Below are 16,716 nucleotides of genomic sequence, written 5' to 3' on the forward strand. Positions count from 1 at the left end.
AAGGGCATCTGGCTGATTCAATTCCTGCAATGGGTGGGAGGATTGGCGATGATGGGACCGCGGCAGGAGGCGCAGCCGGCGCTGTTTTACGAGTTCTCACTGGAGGATCATGTTCCTCAGGAGCATCTTCTTCGGTCCATTGATCGGTTTGTCGATCTCAGCAGCATCCGTGCGCATCTTTCGGATTTCTACAGCCACACCGGCCGGCCGTCTGTCGATCCCGAGTTGCTGATCCGGATGCTGCTGGTTGGCTATTGCTTCGGCATTCGTTCGGAGCGGCGCCTTTGCGAAGAGGTGCATCTGAATCTGGCCTATCGCTGGTTCTGCCGCCTGGATCTCAGCGACCGGGTTCCGGATCATTCGACGTTTTCGAAGAACCGGCACGGGCGGTTCCGCGACAGCGAGTTGCTGAGGCATCTGTTCGAGATGACCGTCACGCGCTGCATCGAGGAGGGGCTGGTCAGCGGGCAGCGGCTGGCGGTGGATGCCAGCCTGATCGAGGCGGATGCCAATAAGCAGAACTCGACAGCGAAGGAAGATTGGGATGCAACGCTGATAGACCCCTCGGATGCGCCCCGCGCCGTGCGCGAATACCTTGACACGTTGGACAAGGCCGCATTTGGCGCCGCCAGCGAGGTCCATCCGAAATTCACCTCACATTCCGACCCGGCCAGCCAATGGACGGCGGCGCGCAAAGGTCCGGCATTCTTCAGCTATTCCGACAATTACCTGATCGACACGGATCATGGCGTGATTGTCGATGTCGAGGCGACACGATCCATCCGGCAGGCCGAGGTCGGATCAACCAAAACCATGCTGAAGAGGGTGAAAGACAAGTTCGACCTGCATCCTGAACGCCTGATCGCGGATACCGCCTACGGCACCGGACCGATGTTGGGCTGGCTGGTCGACAGGGGCATTGCCCCGCATATCCCTGTCTTCGACAAGTCCGGGCGCAATGACGGCACCTGGACCCGGGCAGACTTCGAATGGGATGCAGAGAACGATCAATACATCTGCCCGGAAGGTCACAGGCTCAAACAGTTCCGCCGCAACTATTCGGACCCGAACCGCGGCCCGACTGGCAAGGGAACCGCCAAATACCGCGCACTGAAACTGACCTGCCAGTCCTGCCCATCGAAACAGAAGTGCTGCCCGAACGCCGATGCCAGATCAATCACCCGCGAGGAACACGAAGATGCGCGCCAGATCGCCCGGGACATCGCCAAGACCCGCCAATACGAAATCTCGATGAAGCTCCGCAAGAAGGTCGAGATGCTTTTGTCAATCGGCATCCAATCGTGACCCCTTATCGGCGTCCAAAATTGACCCCTCTGGAGCTGAGCTGGCCCGTCGCTGCGTAGTCTTCATGTAACGCCGCGGCGACGGGCCAGCGGGGGTTCCGCTTGCCCTACGCCCGGTTCTTGAAGCGCCAGCTTTCGTTGCCGGTTTCGACGATCTCGCAATGATGGGTGAGCCGGTCGAGGAGCGCGGTGGTCATCTTGGCGTCGCCGAAGACGCTGGGCCATTCGCCGAAGGCGGGATTGGTGGTGACGATGATCGAGGTCCGCTCGTAAAGCTTGCTGATCAGATGGAATAGGAGCTGGCCGCCGGTCTGGGCGAACGGGAGATAGCCAAGTTCGTCTAGGATCAGGAAGTCGAGGCGGGAGATCAGTTCCGCGGTCCGGCCCTGTCGTTCGGCCCGGGCTTCGGCGTCGAGCTTGTTCACTAGGTCGACGACGTTGAAGAAGCGGCCCCGGCGGCCGTTTCGGATACAGGCGCGCGCGATGCTGACCGCGAGATGGGTCTTCCCAGTCCCGGTTCCGCCGATCAGCACGAGGTTGCGCTGATGATCGAGGAGGTCTCCGGTGGCCAAATCGCGGATCAGGGTCTCGTTGACCTCGGCGGCCGCGAAGTCGAACTCGTCGACTTCCTTGGCCAGCGGCAGTTTGGCGATGGTCATCTGGTATTTGATCGAGCGCACCTGCTTCTCACTGATCTCGGCGGTCAGCAAATCGCCGATGATCTGCTGTGGCTCGTGCTGTCGCTTGACCGCTGTGGTGATGATCTCGTCGTAGGCCGTCCTCATGCCGTAGAGCTTCAGCTGGCCCATGGCGTCCAGCACCTGTGATCGTTCCATTTGTTGTCCTCCTCAGGCTGTCATAGCGGTCGCAATTGGCGGCGGGTTCGCGGCCCAGCTTCAGCGCATCCGGCGTCGTGATCGTCAGGGGTGGCGGCGGTTCGCGGTGACGCGCCAGGATGTTCAGCACGACGCCGGCGGAATGAACGTTGTGAGACAGGGCCTCCGCACAGGCGGCTTCGACGGCGTCCAGGCCATCGGTGAGCACAGCCCCGAGGATCTCGACCACCTGACGGTCACCGCCGGGCTGGCGTTCTAGCCTGCGCTGCAACCGGCACAGGGCTGGAGGCAGGTCCCACTCCTTGAACGGCGCCCCGTTGCGCAGGGCACCAGGTTTACGCGCCAGAACCGGGATGTAATGGAGCGGGTCGTAGATCGCCTTGCCACGACCGAAGGCCCGATCATGGCGAGCCACGACCTGACCATCCTGCCAAAATTCCAGCCTGTCGGCATAGGCGCGGATCTCGACGGGCCGCCCGACCGCACGGGCGTCGACCGAGTAGCGGTTCTTGTCGAAGCGCACGAGACAGGTCTTGGAGACGGAGGCCGGCACTGCATGGAAGCCGTCGAACGGGCCGATATAAGGCACCAGGCTCGGACGCTCCTCCTCGAACACCTCCCAGATCGTCCTGTCCGGAATGTCGGGGTGTTTGTTCGCCTTGGCATAGGCAATGCATCGGTCCTCGAGCCAAGCGTTCAGTTCAGCATAGGATTTGAACTTCGGCCGCGGCACGAAGAACCGCCGCCGGAGCACGCCCACCTGGTTCTCGACCTGACCTTTCTCCCAGCCTGAGGCGGGCGTGCAGGCAGCCGGCTCGACCAGATAGTGCCCGCACATCTGCTGGAACCGGCGATTGTAGGCGCGATCCTTGCCGACAAAGATCGTGTCCACCGCCGTCTTCATGTTGTCATAGATGCCCCGGGCACAGGCTCCGCCGAAGAACGCGAAGGCCCTGTCATGCGCGTCGAACACCATCTCCTGCGTCTCGCGCGGATACGCCCCAACGAACGGCATCCGGCTGTGGCACAGCCGGACATGGGCGACCTTGACCGTCGTGGTCACGCCATCGAGGATCACGATCTCATGGCTCCAGTCGAATTGGTAGGCCTCACCAGGATCGAAGATCAGCGGGACATAGGCTGAAGCCGATGCCTCCTGCGTTACCTTCGACCAACTGGCCGCATAGCGCCGGATAGCATCATAGCTGCCGTCATAGCCACGGTTGCGCAGCTCCTCGTAGACCCGGATCAGCGTCAGGCGTTCGCGCTTCGGCCGCCGCGCATTCTCGGCCAGCATGTCGTCCAGTGCAGACCGCCAGGGATCGATCTTCGGACGCGGTTGCGTCGTGCGGTCATAGGTGAATTCGGTCGCGCCCGATCTGATGACTTTACGTACCGTGTTCCGAGACAGCCGCAACTCACGGCAGATCTGCTTGATCGACTTGCCTTCGACGAAATGCGCGCGCCTGATCTTCGCGATCGTTTCCACAACCAACATCCCCTGACTGCTCCCTCATGCTTTTGAGGAAGCTTCTGATCAGAATTATCAGGGGGGTCACTTTTGGACGCCGATCACCCCAAGATAGGGGTCAGTTTTGCATGCCGTTCCACAGTCCAGCTGATAGGCATCCAAAATGCCAATCACATCATCGGCCAGATCTTCGATAGTGTAATTCGCTTCTCCCGCTGGTACGGTCGTGGACTGCCCCGTATCGCGATGATCGAAACGGATGACGTAGAGGCCGTGGTCAGCTAGAGCACGACAAAAACCATCCGGCCACCCAAACATTGAGGCGGTAGTGCCAATGATCAGAACCAGGGCCGGATCGTCCAGCGCTTCGAACGACTGTGTCGCAATCCGAACGTCCCGGGTCTCTACAATTCTCGCGACGCGAACTCCGTAATTTTGGCTGAACGCGAGATGAGGAAGAGCACTCAGAACGCAAATACCGCCAAAAGCACACGTCGTTTCAGCTCGGGTTCATATATAACCAGCTTGCCAGTTATATAGTTCTCTTGGGAGAGATCAGTGCTAGTCGTTGAGGTTGATGGCCATATCGAGCCGCTGCAGCACAAAATTTGATAGCCCGACAGAGCCATCGCTGACGATCCACTGCATTGTTGCTCCGGCGATCACGGCGTGGATATGTTCAGCTTTTTCGCGACGGTTGGCTCCGTCCAGAAGTCGCGCTTCAATCGCATCTTGCACGATCCTGTAGCGCTTGTTTGCCTGGGATTTCATAACCGGGTCTCGCGCTTAAAGTGCCGCGATTTGAACTCGTGCCGACAAGCCTTCTCCCGCACCCATGCCGTTCACGATCTCTTCCAAGAATTGCCAGAGGCCAGTCCGACCACGCTTCAGTGGAAATCTGTCGTTCCAGGCACGCGTTTCCTCAACCTCGAACTCAGTCATGCGACGAAGGATTGTGTCTCGATTACCGAACCGTTGTATCAGGGGCGCAAGCGACAGGCTTACGTCGCGTGCCAAATCCGAAAGCGTGAAACCAACACAATCGGTTTCAAGAAGCTCTAGAGCGACGGCTAAGACATCTTCATCGGAAAAGTTCTCGGGGCGGGGCATGCGATCATTCCTTCTGACATCGTAAGATATGAAAGCATACATTCCCTGTGCTTGATCGAACAATCGAGATGAACCGAACACTATATTGTCTGTTGTCTGGACTTGCTCGGAAAATGTGAAGAGCACCAACTGAGGAACCAGGAGGTGTTCTATGGGAAACGGTAATAGACCGGCGCCGGAATTTCGGCGTGAGATCCAGCACGACGGCGAGATAGGGCCAGCCCTCTGCTGCCCAGATGTCGGAGATGTCCGCCCCCACTTCCTGTCCGGACCGTCCGCCGTGAAGTCCTGCACCACGAGATTGGGCGCAGCGGGCCGGGCATGTTCGCTGTCCGTCGTGTGCTGGCGCTCCGTTTACCGAGAGGTTTGTTCGTCATCGTCCGTCTCCTCGATTGCTCTCATGCTCCAAGAACCCGGCACTTTTCGAGACAAGTCCCCTTCTTGATTGCCTGTCCTCTGCTTCGTGCAAGCATAAGACTAGGGCGCTCAGCAGAACTGTGCGCCATGTCCTTGAACCGATCGGCCGCAAGGCGACACCGCACCTTGTCTTTAAAGGCGCGCGGTGGTCTCGCCTGTTGACTCATTTTTCGAATACTAATATATGAACATATATTCATAAATGAGGATCACATGGCACACGATCACGACCACTCACACACGCCCGCAGTGACCAGCGATAATGAACGCAAGGTGCTGCTGTCGTTTATACTGATATTCACCTTCATGTTTGTCGAGGTCGTCGGCGGGCTCTTGTCGGGCTCACTGGCGCTTCTGGCCGATGCGGGGCATATGCTGACCGATGCCGCCGCTCTGGCTCTGGCCTTTGCCGCGTTCCGGTTCGGCCGCCGCCTTGCCGATGACAAGCGCAGCTTTGGCTATCTGCGCTTCGAGGTTATCGCCGGGCTCATCAACGCGGTCACGCTGTTCGGTATCGTCATCTGGATCGTCTACGAAGCATGGCAGCGGTTTCAGGAACCTCATGTCATCCTGTCGGGCCCGATGTTGGCGGTCGCTGTCGCCGGGCTGGCGATCAATATACTTGTGTTCTGGATCCTGACCCGCGGCGATAATGAGCATGTCAATATCAGGGGTGCAGCACTGCATGTCATGGGCGACTTGCTGGGATCCGTCGGAGCCATCGCTGCCGCCCTGATCATCCGCTGGACCGGCTGGATGCCGATCGACCCGATCCTGTCGGTGCTTGTCTCGCTGCTGATCCTGCGCAGCGCCTGGGGTTTGCTGACGAAATCGCTGCATATCCTGCTGGAAGGTGCTCCGGACGATGCGCAACCCGAGGCGGTGACGCAGTATCTGAAGGCCAATGTGCCGGGTCTGGCCGATGTCAGCCATGTCCATGTGTGGTCGATCACCTCGGGCCGGAAGCTGGCGACGCTGCATATCCGCCCTGAAAACAACACCCAGGCGCAGCAAGTGTCGCAGGCGGTCGAATCTGCGCTGCGTGACCAGTTCGGCGTAGAGCACCCGACCGTCGCCATAGACTGGAACGGCGATGCTGAATGCAGCCTGTCGAGCGCCGCCCCGGCATCGGCTCAGGCGCATGACGATCATGGTCACGCCCATGCACACTGAGGAGAGCGCCGTCGGAGCGGCCCCGCCTCAGCTGGACGATCAGGATCTGACCATCCTTGCCGAGACCTTCCGACTGCTCGGCGATCCGACCCGCCTGCGCATCATGATGTTCTGCCTGCCCGAGCCTAAATCGGTGGGCGACATCGCCTCCAGCCTGGACCTGACACAGACGCTGGTCAGCCACCATCTGCGGCTTCTGCGCGGCGCCCGTCTGATGCGCGGAGATCGGCAATCGCGGCAGGTCTTCTATCAACTGGCCGATGCGCATGTGCGCGACATTCTGATCGATATGTCGACCCATATCGCCGAACACCATCACGACGATTGACACGGCAAAGGCAACGCCATGCGACTCGATCCTACCGGTTTTCCCTATGTTCGCATGATCAACGATCCCGGAGACGATACTCCGGTTGATACAGTGCTGGCGGATTTTTCCGCCTTGCTGGCGCGCGATCAGAGTTTTCTGCTGATGAGCGAAAAAGATATGACCGACACCGAGCAAAGCCCCGCCAACGGGAAGAAAGTCGCGCTGTGGATGAAGGCCAACAAGGCAGAAATGCGCCGCTTGATCCGCGGCCATATCCACGTCCAGCCCGAGCGCGGCAAACGTCTGGCCGCGAAGGCCTTCGCACTGGCAACGGAGAAAGCGTTCGGACATGGGCCACCTTAACCGCCACCGTCACGCCGTCGAGGATCACGACCTCGTGGCTCCAGTCGAACTGGTAGGCCTCGCCCGCATTAAAGCTCAGCGGAACATACGCGCTGGCCGAGGCCGCGTGTGTCGCCTTCGCCCAGCTGACGGCATAGCGCCGACAGCATCATAGCGACCGTCATAGCCGCGGTTGCACAGTTCTTCGTAAATCCGGATCAGCGTCAGGCGATCCCGCTTCGGTCGCCGCGCATTCTCGGACAGCATCTCGTCCAGTCCAGAACGCCGGGGATCGCTCTTCGGACGCAGCTGCGTGGTGCGGCCATAGGTGAACTCGGTCGCGCCAGATCTGATAATCTTAAGCACCGTGTTCCGCGACAACCGCAACTCGCGGCAGATCTGCTTGATCGACTTGCCGTCGACGAAATGCGCACGCCTGATCTTCGTGATTATCTTCACAACCAACATCCCCTGACTGCTCCCCCATGTATTTGAGGAAGCTTCTGATCAGAAATATCAGAGGGGGCACTTTGGTCGCGATCGCGCTGGCCAACAAATGGCCCGCCAGATATGGGCAATGCTGACGAGGAACGATGATTACATGATCCGGAGCTGGTCGGGGCGGCGTGATGCGCATGTCAAACTGCTGGTGACGGTGCCAAGTGGAGTGTAAGAAGACAACGACTTCGATGGGCAAAACGGTCGAACAGATCTGCACCGGGAAAACCAGTTACTCACTACAAGCATATAGCTCGAAGGTCAGATTTGGACCCTATCCGCTGATCACCATCCCGGCCCGCAGCTTCTGGAAATGCCGCATCATGAAGGCCTCCCAGAAGTTCGCACTCGATCACATGCCAATAGGGTCAAAAACCTCTTGCACTACGGGCGGCAACCACAGAAGCGATTACACCGGCACAGCGGCGCTTCTAGGCTCCAGACCCATTGATTTCGGGCTGTTTGCGTGATTCAGGCTCTGCAAGGAGACCTGATTTATGAGCAACCTTTTCTGGCTGACTGACGCGCAGATGGAGCGTCTGAAACCCTATTTCCCGAAATCCCACGGCAAGCCACGCGTTGACGACCGGCGTGTGCTGAGCGGCATAATATTCATCAATCGTAATGGCTTGCGATGGTGCGACGCGCCGACGGACTACGGCCCCGCCAAGACGCTCGACAACCGCTGGAAGCGCTGGAGCGAGAACGGGACCTTCGCCCGGATCATGGTGGGCCTCGCCGCCGAGAGCGCCGAACACAATACGATCATGATCGACGCGACCTATCTGAAAGCGCATCGCACGGCCTCGAGCCTGCGGATCAAAAAAGGGGGCGCGGGCGCCAGATCGGGCGAACGAAAGGCGGCATGAACACGAAACTGCACGCCGTCACCGACGCGAAGGGCCGCCCGATAGGGTTCTTCATGTCCGCCGGACAAGTCAGTGATTACACCGGGGCAGCGGCACTTCTGAACAGCCTGCCGGAGGCGGATTGGCTGCTGGCCGATCGGGGCTATGATGCCGACTGGTTCAGAGATGCCTTGAAAAACAAGGGGATAAAGGTTTGCATCCCGGGTCGGAAGTCGCGCAAGAAACCCGTCAAATACGACAAGCGGCGCTACAAACGCCGCAACCGCATCGAAATCATGTTCGGCCGACTCAAGGATTGGAGGCGCGTCGCCACCCGATACGACCGTTGCCCCGAGACCTTCTTCTCTGCAATCCTGCTCGCCGCGACCGTCATCTTCTGGTTATGATCAAGAACGAGTCCTGAGCCTAACCTTGGCGATTCCAGGCTGTTGGCAGAGAAAACGCGTTCGTTCGACAGTCTTGACCGGCTTGTGCGAGGTGCCACCGCACCGCGCATCTCACATGATGATCCGGCGATGGCACCGACGATTGCTTGCTGGTCCCTCGTTCACGGTTTCGCTCGCCTCATGCTTGATGGTGGGGTTGGCGATGGGAAGGATGCTCAGGCACTTGCGGTCGATACCTTGCTGCCCGCAATGCTGGGAATGCTGGATATTCCGCGTTGACAGGACGCTGAACTTTGTTTGACCAACGCGAAAAGAAACGTCGAAGGCGTTGGCGCGAAAGACGCACCAAACGCCAGCGTGGCACTGGACATGATCCATCGCCACCACCCGGCATGCGGGCTACCCATGTCACAGAAGCACCGAAGGAAGATCGAAGAGGCATTCGGCTGGGCCGAAACAGTCGACGGCATGGCCCAGACAATGCATCGTGGCCTCCAGCACGTCCGGTCGCGGTTCATCCTGACAATGGCGGCAAACAACCTCGCGAGACTGCCCCGGCTGCTGACAGCGTGACGCGGGAGAACGGCATCTGGCGCGCACATCGAGCGCACCGACAGACATGGCGATCACGCAACCCAGCATTCATGAACGGATAGCGTTCCGGCTCGGGGACTATTTCAACGCCCTGTTAAAGGCGGCGAAATACACGCTTAAATCATTTCTTTATAACTTATTATTTCTTATTCTTCCAAATAGAACCTGCACTTGTAACGCTATACGCAATACCTGCTTACTCCGTTGGCGCAAGACTTAAGCTATGCTATACGGATCTTAGCCACATACTACGGATTCCTGCTAGAATCTTATATTCGCCACTCATCTTGTGCGCCGTTTTCTACGGAACCGGCCATCAGGTTAAACTCGGTCTTTGGCTCTGATCGCTGAGCCTTTCAGAAATCAAATTTGTTCGGATAGGTTGATCATGAGCGAAATTACATTGGGTCGGCAGCGTGTAAGCATTGTGCTACGGATTATCAGCATCGTTCTGATTGTAACCGGATTACTGCTGTTCGGAGGCGGCGCATATCTTATCTCCCTGGGGGGGAGCTGGTATTATGTGTTGGCGGGTATCGGTCTTGGCCTGTCGGGCTGGCTGATCTGGCGCGGTCGGATCGACGGGGTCTATCTTTACCTTATCGTGCTTGCCCTGACGGTCCTGTGGAATTTTTATGAAGTCGGTTTGCGATTCTGGGGGTCTGTCCCGCGTGTGGCGGCGCCTCTGGTCATCGGGATCGTTTTGCTGCTCTGTGTTCGCCTTTTCCCTGCCGGGGAAAAGCGCTGGAATAATGAACGAAAATACCTGTTCGGGGGCGGCTTTGGCCTTCTGGCAGTTTTCGTGGTTTATTTCGCGGCAATGTTCTTCCCGCATGGCATTGTCAGAAACGACATTCCGACCACTCCGGGGACGGAAACCGACCTGACGCTGGAAATGGGCGATGAATGGCGCGAGTACGGGCGCACCAGTGAGGGTGTGCGCTATTCTCCGCTCGACCAGATCACGCCGGATAATGTCGGCGATCTGGAAGTCGTCTGGACCGCGCAGCACGGGCAGGTTCCCGATGCGTTGCAGGGCAATGCCGATCAGAACACGCCGCTTTATGTGGATGGCACGGTCTATCACTGCGCCTATAATAACGTCGTGACGGCGCTTGACGGGACGACGGGTGAGATCAAATGGCAGTTCAACCCGCAATCCTCGGCTCCGATCTGGATGCGTTGCCGGACGATGGCTTATGTGGACCCGGCACTGATCGGCAGTTCCGGCGCTGATGAGGTTGCCGGAGAGCCGTCGACCGCAAGCGCCGAGGCTGAGGCCGAAATCGATGCCGTCGCGGAAGCTGTCGGCACTGCCACTCAGAACGATGGCGGTATGGATATCGCCGACGCGAATGCGATGACCACCAACGCCAATGTGCCGGATTATAACCAGACAGCCGTTGCCGATGAAAATTGCGGTCCGCGGATTATCATGGCCGCTGTGGACGGGCGGCTGATGAGCATCCGGGCCTCTGACGGCAAGCTCTGCACCAGTTTCGGAGATGACGGGGTCGTCGATCTGCACGAAGGCATGGGCGCCTATCCCGCAGGTCAGTACATGCCGACCACGGGTGCCGCGCTTGCTGGCGACAAGATCGTCATCGGAGGCTGGGTCATGGATAACCAGTCGGTCGGGGAAGCTCCGGGTGTGGTGCGTGCCTTCGATGCGATTACGGGCGATCTGGTCTGGGCCTGGGATATGGGCAACCCCGCCATCGAGACCCTGCCGCCGGAAGGAGAGACCTATACCCGTGGCACGCCGAATGTCTGGGCTCCGATCTCGTATGATACCGAACTGAACATGGTCTATCTGCCCACCGGCAACGCGACGCCGGATTACTGGGGCGGCCACCGGCGCGATTTCGACGATGAGTACAATTCCTCTGTTGTCGCACTCGATCTCGATACCGGCGATGTCGTCTGGAGCTTCCAGACCGTGCATCACGACCTGTGGGATTACGATGTCCCCGCGCAGCCAACTCTGATTGACTTCCCGATGGCGGACGGCACAACCGTACCGGCCCTGGTTCAGATCACCAAGCGCGGCCAGATCTTCGTTCTTGACCGCCGCGACGGCACCCCGCTGACGGAAGTCACCGAACAGGAGGTTCCTCAGGGCAACCTGCCGGGTGAGCGTTATTCGCCGACGCAACCTTTCTCGACCGGAATGCCGCAGATCGGTGTCGATGACAGCATTCTGGATCAGCGGCATACATGGGGCATGACGCCGCTGGACCATCTTTACTGCCGTATCCGCACGAAGAAGACCAGATGGGAAGGGCTGATGACGCCCCCCTCGACAGAGGTCTATTTCGAATGGCCTGCGCAGACAGGCGGCATGAACTGGGGCGGTGTCTCGTTCGATCAGAGCCGCAACCTGTTGCTGGTCAACGATATGCGCTGGATCAACCGCATGTATCTGATCCCCGAGGAAACGACCGGCGGCAAGGACCTGAGCGGCGGCAGCGAGGGTGGCCCGATGCGCGGCACTCCGTATCAGATGTTCATCGATTACAACACGCTGAAATATCTCGGCACACCTTGCTATGAGCCGCCCTATGGCACCGTCACCGCGATTGACCTTGCGACGCAGCAGGTTAAATGGGAAATCCCGATGGGTACGACGCAGGATATCGGCCCGTTCGGGCTGGCGACACGCCTGCCGTTCAACACCGGGATGCCGACACTGGGCGGACTGCTGACCACGAAATCAGGCGTGAGCTTCTTCGCGGCGACTCAGGATTTCTATCTGCGTGCCATCGACACCGAAACCGGCGAGGTCATCTGGAAGGACCGGCTGCCCGTCGGCAGCCAGTCCGTTCCGATCACATATGTCGACGAGCAGGGCCGTCAGATCATTCTGGTTCAGGCGGCGGGTGCACGCCACAATGCAAAGGTGCGTGGAGATTATCTGATTGCTTATGCGCTGGTGGAGTAAGGGTGCTGGTTGGTGGCGGGGGCGGTCCGTGGCTTCTTTTTTCTCGTCCCGCGTGACTTTGTTGCGCAAATCAGGTGGTGGCCGAGGTTTCCCTTTCCCCGTTCGCCCTAACCCTCGGCCTTGTTGACGGTCCATAGATCAGAAGGTTCATCGGGCCGGTACCGGCGCAATAGGGCCTGCTTCCATTGATGAAGCATCGCCAGATACACCCGAAACAGCTTGCCAGATCGGCTACCGTCAAATCGCCTTCTGGGGCTTTCAGCGCGACCTTCTCCTTGAACACGGCCGCATGCTGCTTGCGTTTCGACATCCCTGATCTCCTTCTCGTCGACGATCAGCAGACTGCAAAGCGTAGCTTATGTCAGTTTCCGAATGTTGGGGCTGACTCAGTCAGAATGGAAATTTTCGCCGCTCGGAGTTGGCAGGCCCTCGGAGCCATGCGTGAGGGCTTCGCGCACCGAATGAAAGGCTGCTAAATGGAAACCTTCTTGGCTGCGGTCGCTGCGTTGCCAGTATTGGACACGCCCTTCGGCTCAATCAGCAACAGATGAACCTCTTGCTCCGCCACCGGGCGGTGTTCGACGCCTCTGGGAACGACAAAAAGCTCGCCTGGCTGAAGAATGACATCACGATCTCGTAGCTCAATGCGAAGGGTTCCCCTCAACACCAGGAAAAAATCGTCGGTATCTTCGTGACGGTGCCAATTGAACTCGCCTTCAGCCTTCACGACCATTACGTCGCAATCGTTGAACTGAGAAACAATTTTGGGACTCCAGCGTTCGGTGAAGGTTGAGAGCTTTTGGCTGAGGTTTATTGCGTCATCGGACATAATCTGCTTCCTTTTTGCAGCGTCGTCGCGGCATTGTGAGTTGGCAAAAAACTATTAAAGAAAAGCTTTACTCAACGGCGAAGACCTCTGAACACTCGTCTTGAGCTTCTAATTTCTGCCCCTCACCCAAGCTTAGGTCATGTTGACAAATGGCGGAGCCAGAGGCGGATTGACGTGATGTCGATGAAACCGAGGTAGCTTTCTGCGGTCTTGTCATAGCGGGTGGCGACGCGGCGGGCGTTCTTGAGCTTGTTGAAACACCGCTCGACCAGGTTGCGCAGCCGATAGAGGGAACGGTCGACGCCGATACGCCTTTTCCGCGACTTGCGCATCGGAATGACCGGCAGCACATTTCGTGCCTCCATGGTCCTGCGGATGCTGTCGGCGTCGTAGCCGCGATCCGCCAGCAGCACACTCGGCTCGGGCAAGTTGTCAGCCATGACCAGATCGAAGCCGGTATAGTCCGAGGTCTGTCCCGGCGTGATATCCGTCCTCATGGGCAAGCCACGCGCATTGACGCGGAGATGGATCTTGGTCGTGAAACCACCCCTTGAACGGCCGAAACCCTGTCTCGGAGTCCCCCTTTAGCGCCCGCTGCCTGATGGTGAGCGCGAACCACGGTGCTGTCGATCATCTGGAGCGCGTCCGGGACGGCGCCGCTTTCGTTCAACGCCTCCATGATCTCCTCCCATAGCCCCGCCAGGGTCCAACGTCGGAACTGGCGGTAGACACTGGACCATTTCCCAAACTCCTCAGGCAGGTCACGCCATGGCGCCCCCGTTCGAGCGATCCAGAAAATGCCATCCAGGACGAGGCGGTGGTTGGACGGCCTGCGTCCGTTCGGAGCGCGGACCGTCAGGATGAAGCGCTCGAAGAACGTCCATTCTTCGTCCGACATGAGGTCTCGTGCCAAGCTGTTCTCCATCGCAGATACCAGCTTGAATCATGCCACGCGCCTCGTGTGAATCCCTTTTGTCAACACAGCCTAGGTTTGGAAAACAAATAACTTTTTCGCATTTTTGGAGACTCGTAGATGATAATAGTTATTGCTTTGCATCACCTTTTTGGATTGTCTGCTTGTCCGTTTTTTACATCATCCGGTGCGCCGCCTCGGGCGAGCTTTGTGGGGACGTTACGGTCAACGCCACCCGGTCTATCTTATGTAATTTGTTAAATTAAAATAATGTCTGAAGCTGCTCGAGTACGTTGCAGAAGCTTATCGATCGATAATAGACCTCCACCCAAACATGCCAGGACCGACAGCACCGCAAACCACATAAGCCGTGGCTGTAGCGTGGCTGCTGCCAGTGTGCCGTGGCCGAATATATCGGTCAGGGACATCACGACGATAAAGCCTGTCATGGCAAGTGCCGAGAACCGCGTGAACAGTCCCAGAAGGATCATCGCGGGCAACAGGAACTCTGTAATGGTGCCAAGGGCTACGATGCCATCAGCCCATAGGGGCATGGCGGCGATATCATATCCTTTCGCCTCGGCGAGCCGTGGCAATATCTGCGCATATGCACCCGCGCTCAGTCCGAATCCGTCCAGCTTGGTCAGTGCCGAACGCCAGAAAAACGGGCCAAGAGAAGCCACAAAGCAAAGCCGCGCGATCAGAGGCAGGATTTGTGGAGCTTGCCTTTCAAGCCAGAAGTTGAGGTTTTGCAGCCCTCCATTCACTGCTTACCCTCCTCTGCGAAGGTGCCGTAGCGCAGGAATGTGGTCAGGATGGCGGCCTGATGCTCCAGATCATCAAGAGCAGCGCCCAAGGGGATTCCTTTGGCGAGACGTTTCAACGCAGCGATCGTTCCGGTGGGTGCGGGGCGAAGAACCAGTGACAGCGCGGGACGCGTGATCAGGATCTCGCCGGTTTCCGTCTGCTCACCGTCGCGAAGGCCAAGTGCATGGCGGCGGATCTTCAGGAGAGGCCATGCCGTAGCCATGCTTTGCGTCGAAGGATGCAGTCTGGGTTGCCATTCCGACAGCGCCTCGGGTGTCATTGCAGCGATATCCTTCGGAGCGACAGGGGCGGCATCCGACGCATTCACGCTGAGGCGGCACAGATGTTCCAGCCGCGCCATATCCGGCAGATATTCCAGCCTGCTGACAGGGGCGAAACCGGCGAGCCATGCGGGAAACGCGTCTCCCCACTCGGCCAGAACCGGGGTTTGGGGGGGATAGGTGGCGATGAAGATCCGTGCCAATGCCATCATGAACTCACGTCCGACCAAGCTGGTCACAACCGGAAAATTATCCGCAAGCGCAGTGCAAAGCGCGACATTTACATTGTTGCGGTAGACCGAAAAGCGGCGTGCGGGGTCGCCGCCCTGCGGCAGTTCCAGCCCCTCTGGCGCATTGGCCTCGGGCGACAGCAACGCGGCGGCGAAATATGTCATGCCGCGGCCCGTTTCAGAAGGATGGCCGAGGCCCGTGCCGCTTCATGCTCCAGCACCGCGAATTCGGGCACGTCATTGTCCCATTCAATCAGCGTTGGCAGAGGGCCTGTTCTGGCAAGGACATCTACATATAAACCCCAGATAGCATCCGGCACCGTTCGGGAATGGGAATCGATCAGTAACCCGGTCTCGGCCTCGTCGGCATCCGGTCCGGCAAGATGGATCTCACCGATTTCGCTCAGCGCGAAAGCGTCGAGATACGCGCCCGCAGAACTGTCCAGGTTATTTGCCGAGATAAACACATTCGCGACATCCAGCAGCAGGCCGCAGCCAGTGCGGCGGCTTATCTCGCCCAGAAAATCGGGCTCTGACCAGGTGCTTTCGGAAAAAGCCAGATAGCTTGAAGGGTTTTCCAGCAGCATTCGCCGCTGAAGCCGGTCCTGTACCTGCGAGACATGGGCGCAGACCAGATCCATCGTGGCCTGCGTATAGGGCAGGGGCAACAGATCGTTGAAGTACACCCCCTCATGGGTCGACCATGCGAGATGTTCCGAGAAACTCGCCGGGTTCAGAGCCTTGACCAGCCGTGCAACGCGTTCCAGATGATCGGGGTCGAGTTTTTCGGTTCCGCCGATCGACATGCCAACGCCGTGAACCGAGATCGGGAAACGCTCGGCCATCTGTGCCAGAAGCGCCATGCGCGGTCCGCCGTCCAGAAGATAGTTCTCGGCGTGGATTTCCAGCCAGCTGACGCATCCGGGGTCCTGCATCAAATCAGGTGCATGGGCGGCTTTGAAGCCAACGCCGACGGAATGGGGCAATGTCATGGCAGTCTCCGGGTCGGTGAAAGACCGGCGCGGGACACTTACCCCCGCACCGGCAGAAAAGGGCGATCAGGCGTCGGGCAGATCGCGGTCAATCGGCTCAAGCGAGCCCATGCGGGCCATGCCGTCTTCCATCGCGGGAAGCTCCAGATCCATGCAGGTGCCTGCCGGGACCAGCGACCACGCATTGCCCTGATAATCGACGCTCGATGTTCCTGCGCAGGTCGTGCCGGCCCCGGCGGCGCAATCGTTTTCGCCGGCCATTGCCACGCCATAGCATTTTTCCATCTCGGCGGTTTTCATTGCATCGTCAGCATGCGCTGCGAAAGATGCGGCAGCGAGGGCGGCGGCGCTCAGCGCAAGAGATTTGGAGTTCATGTCGGTGTCCTTTCCTGTTGAAGAAGCCCATCCGGCTT

15 protein-coding genes and 5 pseudogenes are annotated in these 16,716 nt (G+C 58.7%); 8 read left to right on the top strand and 12 right to left on the bottom strand.

Translation table 11 applies throughout. From position 1 onward, the window contains the following. Positions 1–48: 48 nt before the first annotated feature. Positions 49–1,287: pseudogene (locus PAE61_RS05675) on the top strand (transposase); the annotation flags it as partial. 124 nt (positions 1,288–1,411) lie between these two features. On the opposite strand, the gene istB reads toward PAE61_RS05675, so the two are convergent. The 4 genes and pseudogenes from istB to PAE61_RS05695 all read right to left on the bottom strand — a co-directional run bounded on the left by istB (position 1,412) and on the right by PAE61_RS05695 (position 4,721). After that, the gene (gene istB / locus PAE61_RS05680; protein WP_271114380.1) at positions 1,412–2,140 is read right to left on the bottom strand and encodes an IS21-like element helper ATPase IstB; all 729 of its coding nucleotides are present in this window, start codon (positions 2,138–2,140) and stop codon (positions 1,412–1,414) included. Positions 2,141–2,147: 7 nt separating this feature from the next. Then, positions 2,148–3,638: pseudogene (istA, locus tag PAE61_RS05685) on the bottom strand (IS21 family transposase); the annotation flags it as partial. A 534-nt stretch (positions 3,639–4,172) separates the two neighbouring features. Further along, the gene (locus tag PAE61_RS05690; protein WP_271114381.1) at positions 4,173–4,382 is read right to left on the bottom strand and encodes a hypothetical protein; all 210 of its coding nucleotides are present in this window, start codon (positions 4,380–4,382) and stop codon (positions 4,173–4,175) included. 15 nt (positions 4,383–4,397) lie between these two features. Further along, complete coding sequence (locus tag PAE61_RS05695; RefSeq protein ID WP_271114382.1) at positions 4,398–4,721, bottom strand: hypothetical protein; 324 nt, start codon at positions 4,719–4,721, stop codon at positions 4,398–4,400. A gap of 630 nt (positions 4,722–5,351) precedes the next feature. Here PAE61_RS05695 and PAE61_RS05705 point away from each other — a divergent pair. From PAE61_RS05705 to PAE61_RS05715, 3 genes are read left to right on the top strand one after another with little or no spacing between them, the layout of a single operon-like run. Then, positions 5,352–6,311 carry a cation diffusion facilitator family transporter gene (locus PAE61_RS05705; RefSeq protein ID WP_271114383.1) on the top strand — a complete coding sequence of 320 codons (960 nt, stop codon included), beginning with the start codon at positions 5,352–5,354 and terminating at the stop codon, positions 6,309–6,311. After that, positions 6,280–6,639, top strand: coding sequence for an ArsR/SmtB family transcription factor (locus tag PAE61_RS05710; protein WP_434803105.1), 360 nt, complete (start codon positions 6,280–6,282; stop codon positions 6,637–6,639). Before PAE61_RS05705 ends, PAE61_RS05710 begins: the two co-directional genes overlap by 32 nt. Positions 6,640–6,693: 54 nt before the next feature. Continuing rightward, on the top strand, positions 6,694–6,984 hold the full coding sequence (locus PAE61_RS05715; RefSeq protein ID WP_271115194.1) for a hypothetical protein: 291 nt from the start codon (positions 6,694–6,696) through the stop codon (positions 6,982–6,984). Here the strand turns inward: PAE61_RS05715 and PAE61_RS05720 are convergent. Further along, a pseudogene (locus PAE61_RS05720) lies at positions 6,965–7,431 on the bottom strand (IS21 family transposase); the annotation flags it as partial. The gene PAE61_RS05715 and the pseudogene PAE61_RS05720 sit on opposite strands and share 20 nt — an antisense overlap. 527 nt (positions 7,432–7,958) lie before the next feature. Here PAE61_RS05720 and PAE61_RS05725 point away from each other — a divergent pair. The 4 genes and pseudogenes from PAE61_RS05725 (at position 7,959) to PAE61_RS05740 (ending at position 12,251) form a co-directional block, all read left to right on the top strand. Continuing rightward, a protein-coding gene (locus PAE61_RS05725) for an IS5 family transposase (protein ID WP_271113032.1) occupies positions 7,959–8,716 on the top strand; the annotation gives its coding sequence in 2 pieces (ribosomal slippage) (positions 7,959–8,295 and positions 8,295–8,716; 759 coding nt in all). A 27-nt stretch (positions 8,717–8,743) separates the two neighbouring features. Next, positions 8,744–8,995, top strand: a pseudogene (locus PAE61_RS05730) (TetR-like C-terminal domain-containing protein); the annotation flags it as partial. A gap of 103 nt (positions 8,996–9,098) precedes the next feature. Beyond that, a pseudogene (locus PAE61_RS05735) lies at positions 9,099–9,289 on the top strand (transposase); the annotation flags it as partial. A gap of 409 nt (positions 9,290–9,698) precedes the next feature. Beyond that, positions 9,699–12,251 carry a membrane-bound PQQ-dependent dehydrogenase, glucose/quinate/shikimate family gene (locus PAE61_RS05740; RefSeq protein ID WP_271114384.1) on the top strand — a complete coding sequence of 851 codons (2,553 nt, stop codon included), beginning with the start codon at positions 9,699–9,701 and terminating at the stop codon, positions 12,249–12,251. 70 nt (positions 12,252–12,321) lie between these two features. On the opposite strand, the gene PAE61_RS05745 is transcribed toward PAE61_RS05740, so the two are convergent. The 7 genes from PAE61_RS05745 to PAE61_RS05775 form a co-directional block, all read right to left on the bottom strand. Then, complete coding sequence (locus PAE61_RS05745; RefSeq protein ID WP_271114385.1) at positions 12,322–12,561, bottom strand: hypothetical protein; 240 nt, start codon at positions 12,559–12,561, stop codon at positions 12,322–12,324. A gap of 162 nt (positions 12,562–12,723) precedes the next feature. Continuing rightward, positions 12,724–13,080 carry a cupin domain-containing protein gene (locus PAE61_RS05750; protein WP_271114386.1) on the bottom strand — a complete coding sequence of 119 codons (357 nt, stop codon included), beginning with the start codon at positions 13,078–13,080 and terminating at the stop codon, positions 12,724–12,726. Between the two features lie 137 nt (positions 13,081–13,217). Then, positions 13,218–14,005, bottom strand: a protein-coding gene (locus PAE61_RS05755; RefSeq protein ID WP_271112960.1) for an IS5 family transposase whose coding sequence is annotated in 2 segments (ribosomal slippage) — positions 13,218–13,666 and positions 13,666–14,005 — 789 coding nt in all. Because the reading frame shifts where the segments join, the coding sequence is not laid out codon by codon here. Positions 14,006–14,250: 245 nt separating this feature from the next. Continuing rightward, entirely contained in the window at positions 14,251–14,760 is a 510-nt protein-coding gene (locus PAE61_RS05760; protein ID WP_271114387.1) for a DoxX family protein, read from the bottom strand. Then, complete coding sequence (locus PAE61_RS05765; protein WP_271114388.1) at positions 14,757–15,476, bottom strand: HvfC/BufC N-terminal domain-containing protein; 720 nt, start codon at positions 15,474–15,476, stop codon at positions 14,757–14,759. Before PAE61_RS05765 ends, PAE61_RS05760 begins: the two co-directional genes overlap by 4 nt. Further along, positions 15,473–16,303, bottom strand: a complete 831-nt coding sequence (gene bufB, locus PAE61_RS05770) for an MNIO family bufferin maturase (protein WP_271114389.1) — start codon at positions 16,301–16,303, stop codon at positions 15,473–15,475. Before bufB ends, PAE61_RS05765 begins: the two co-directional genes overlap by 4 nt. 66 nt (positions 16,304–16,369) lie before the next feature. Beyond that, positions 16,370–16,678 carry a BufA1 family periplasmic bufferin-type metallophore gene (locus PAE61_RS05775; RefSeq protein WP_271114390.1) on the bottom strand — a complete coding sequence of 103 codons (309 nt, stop codon included), beginning with the start codon at positions 16,676–16,678 and terminating at the stop codon, positions 16,370–16,372. Between the last annotated feature and the right edge of the window lie 38 nt (positions 16,679–16,716).

The sequence above is a fragment of the Paracoccus aerodenitrificans genome, assembly GCF_027913215.1.
GTDB lineage: Bacteria > Pseudomonadota > Alphaproteobacteria > Rhodobacterales > Rhodobacteraceae > Paracoccus > Paracoccus aerodenitrificans.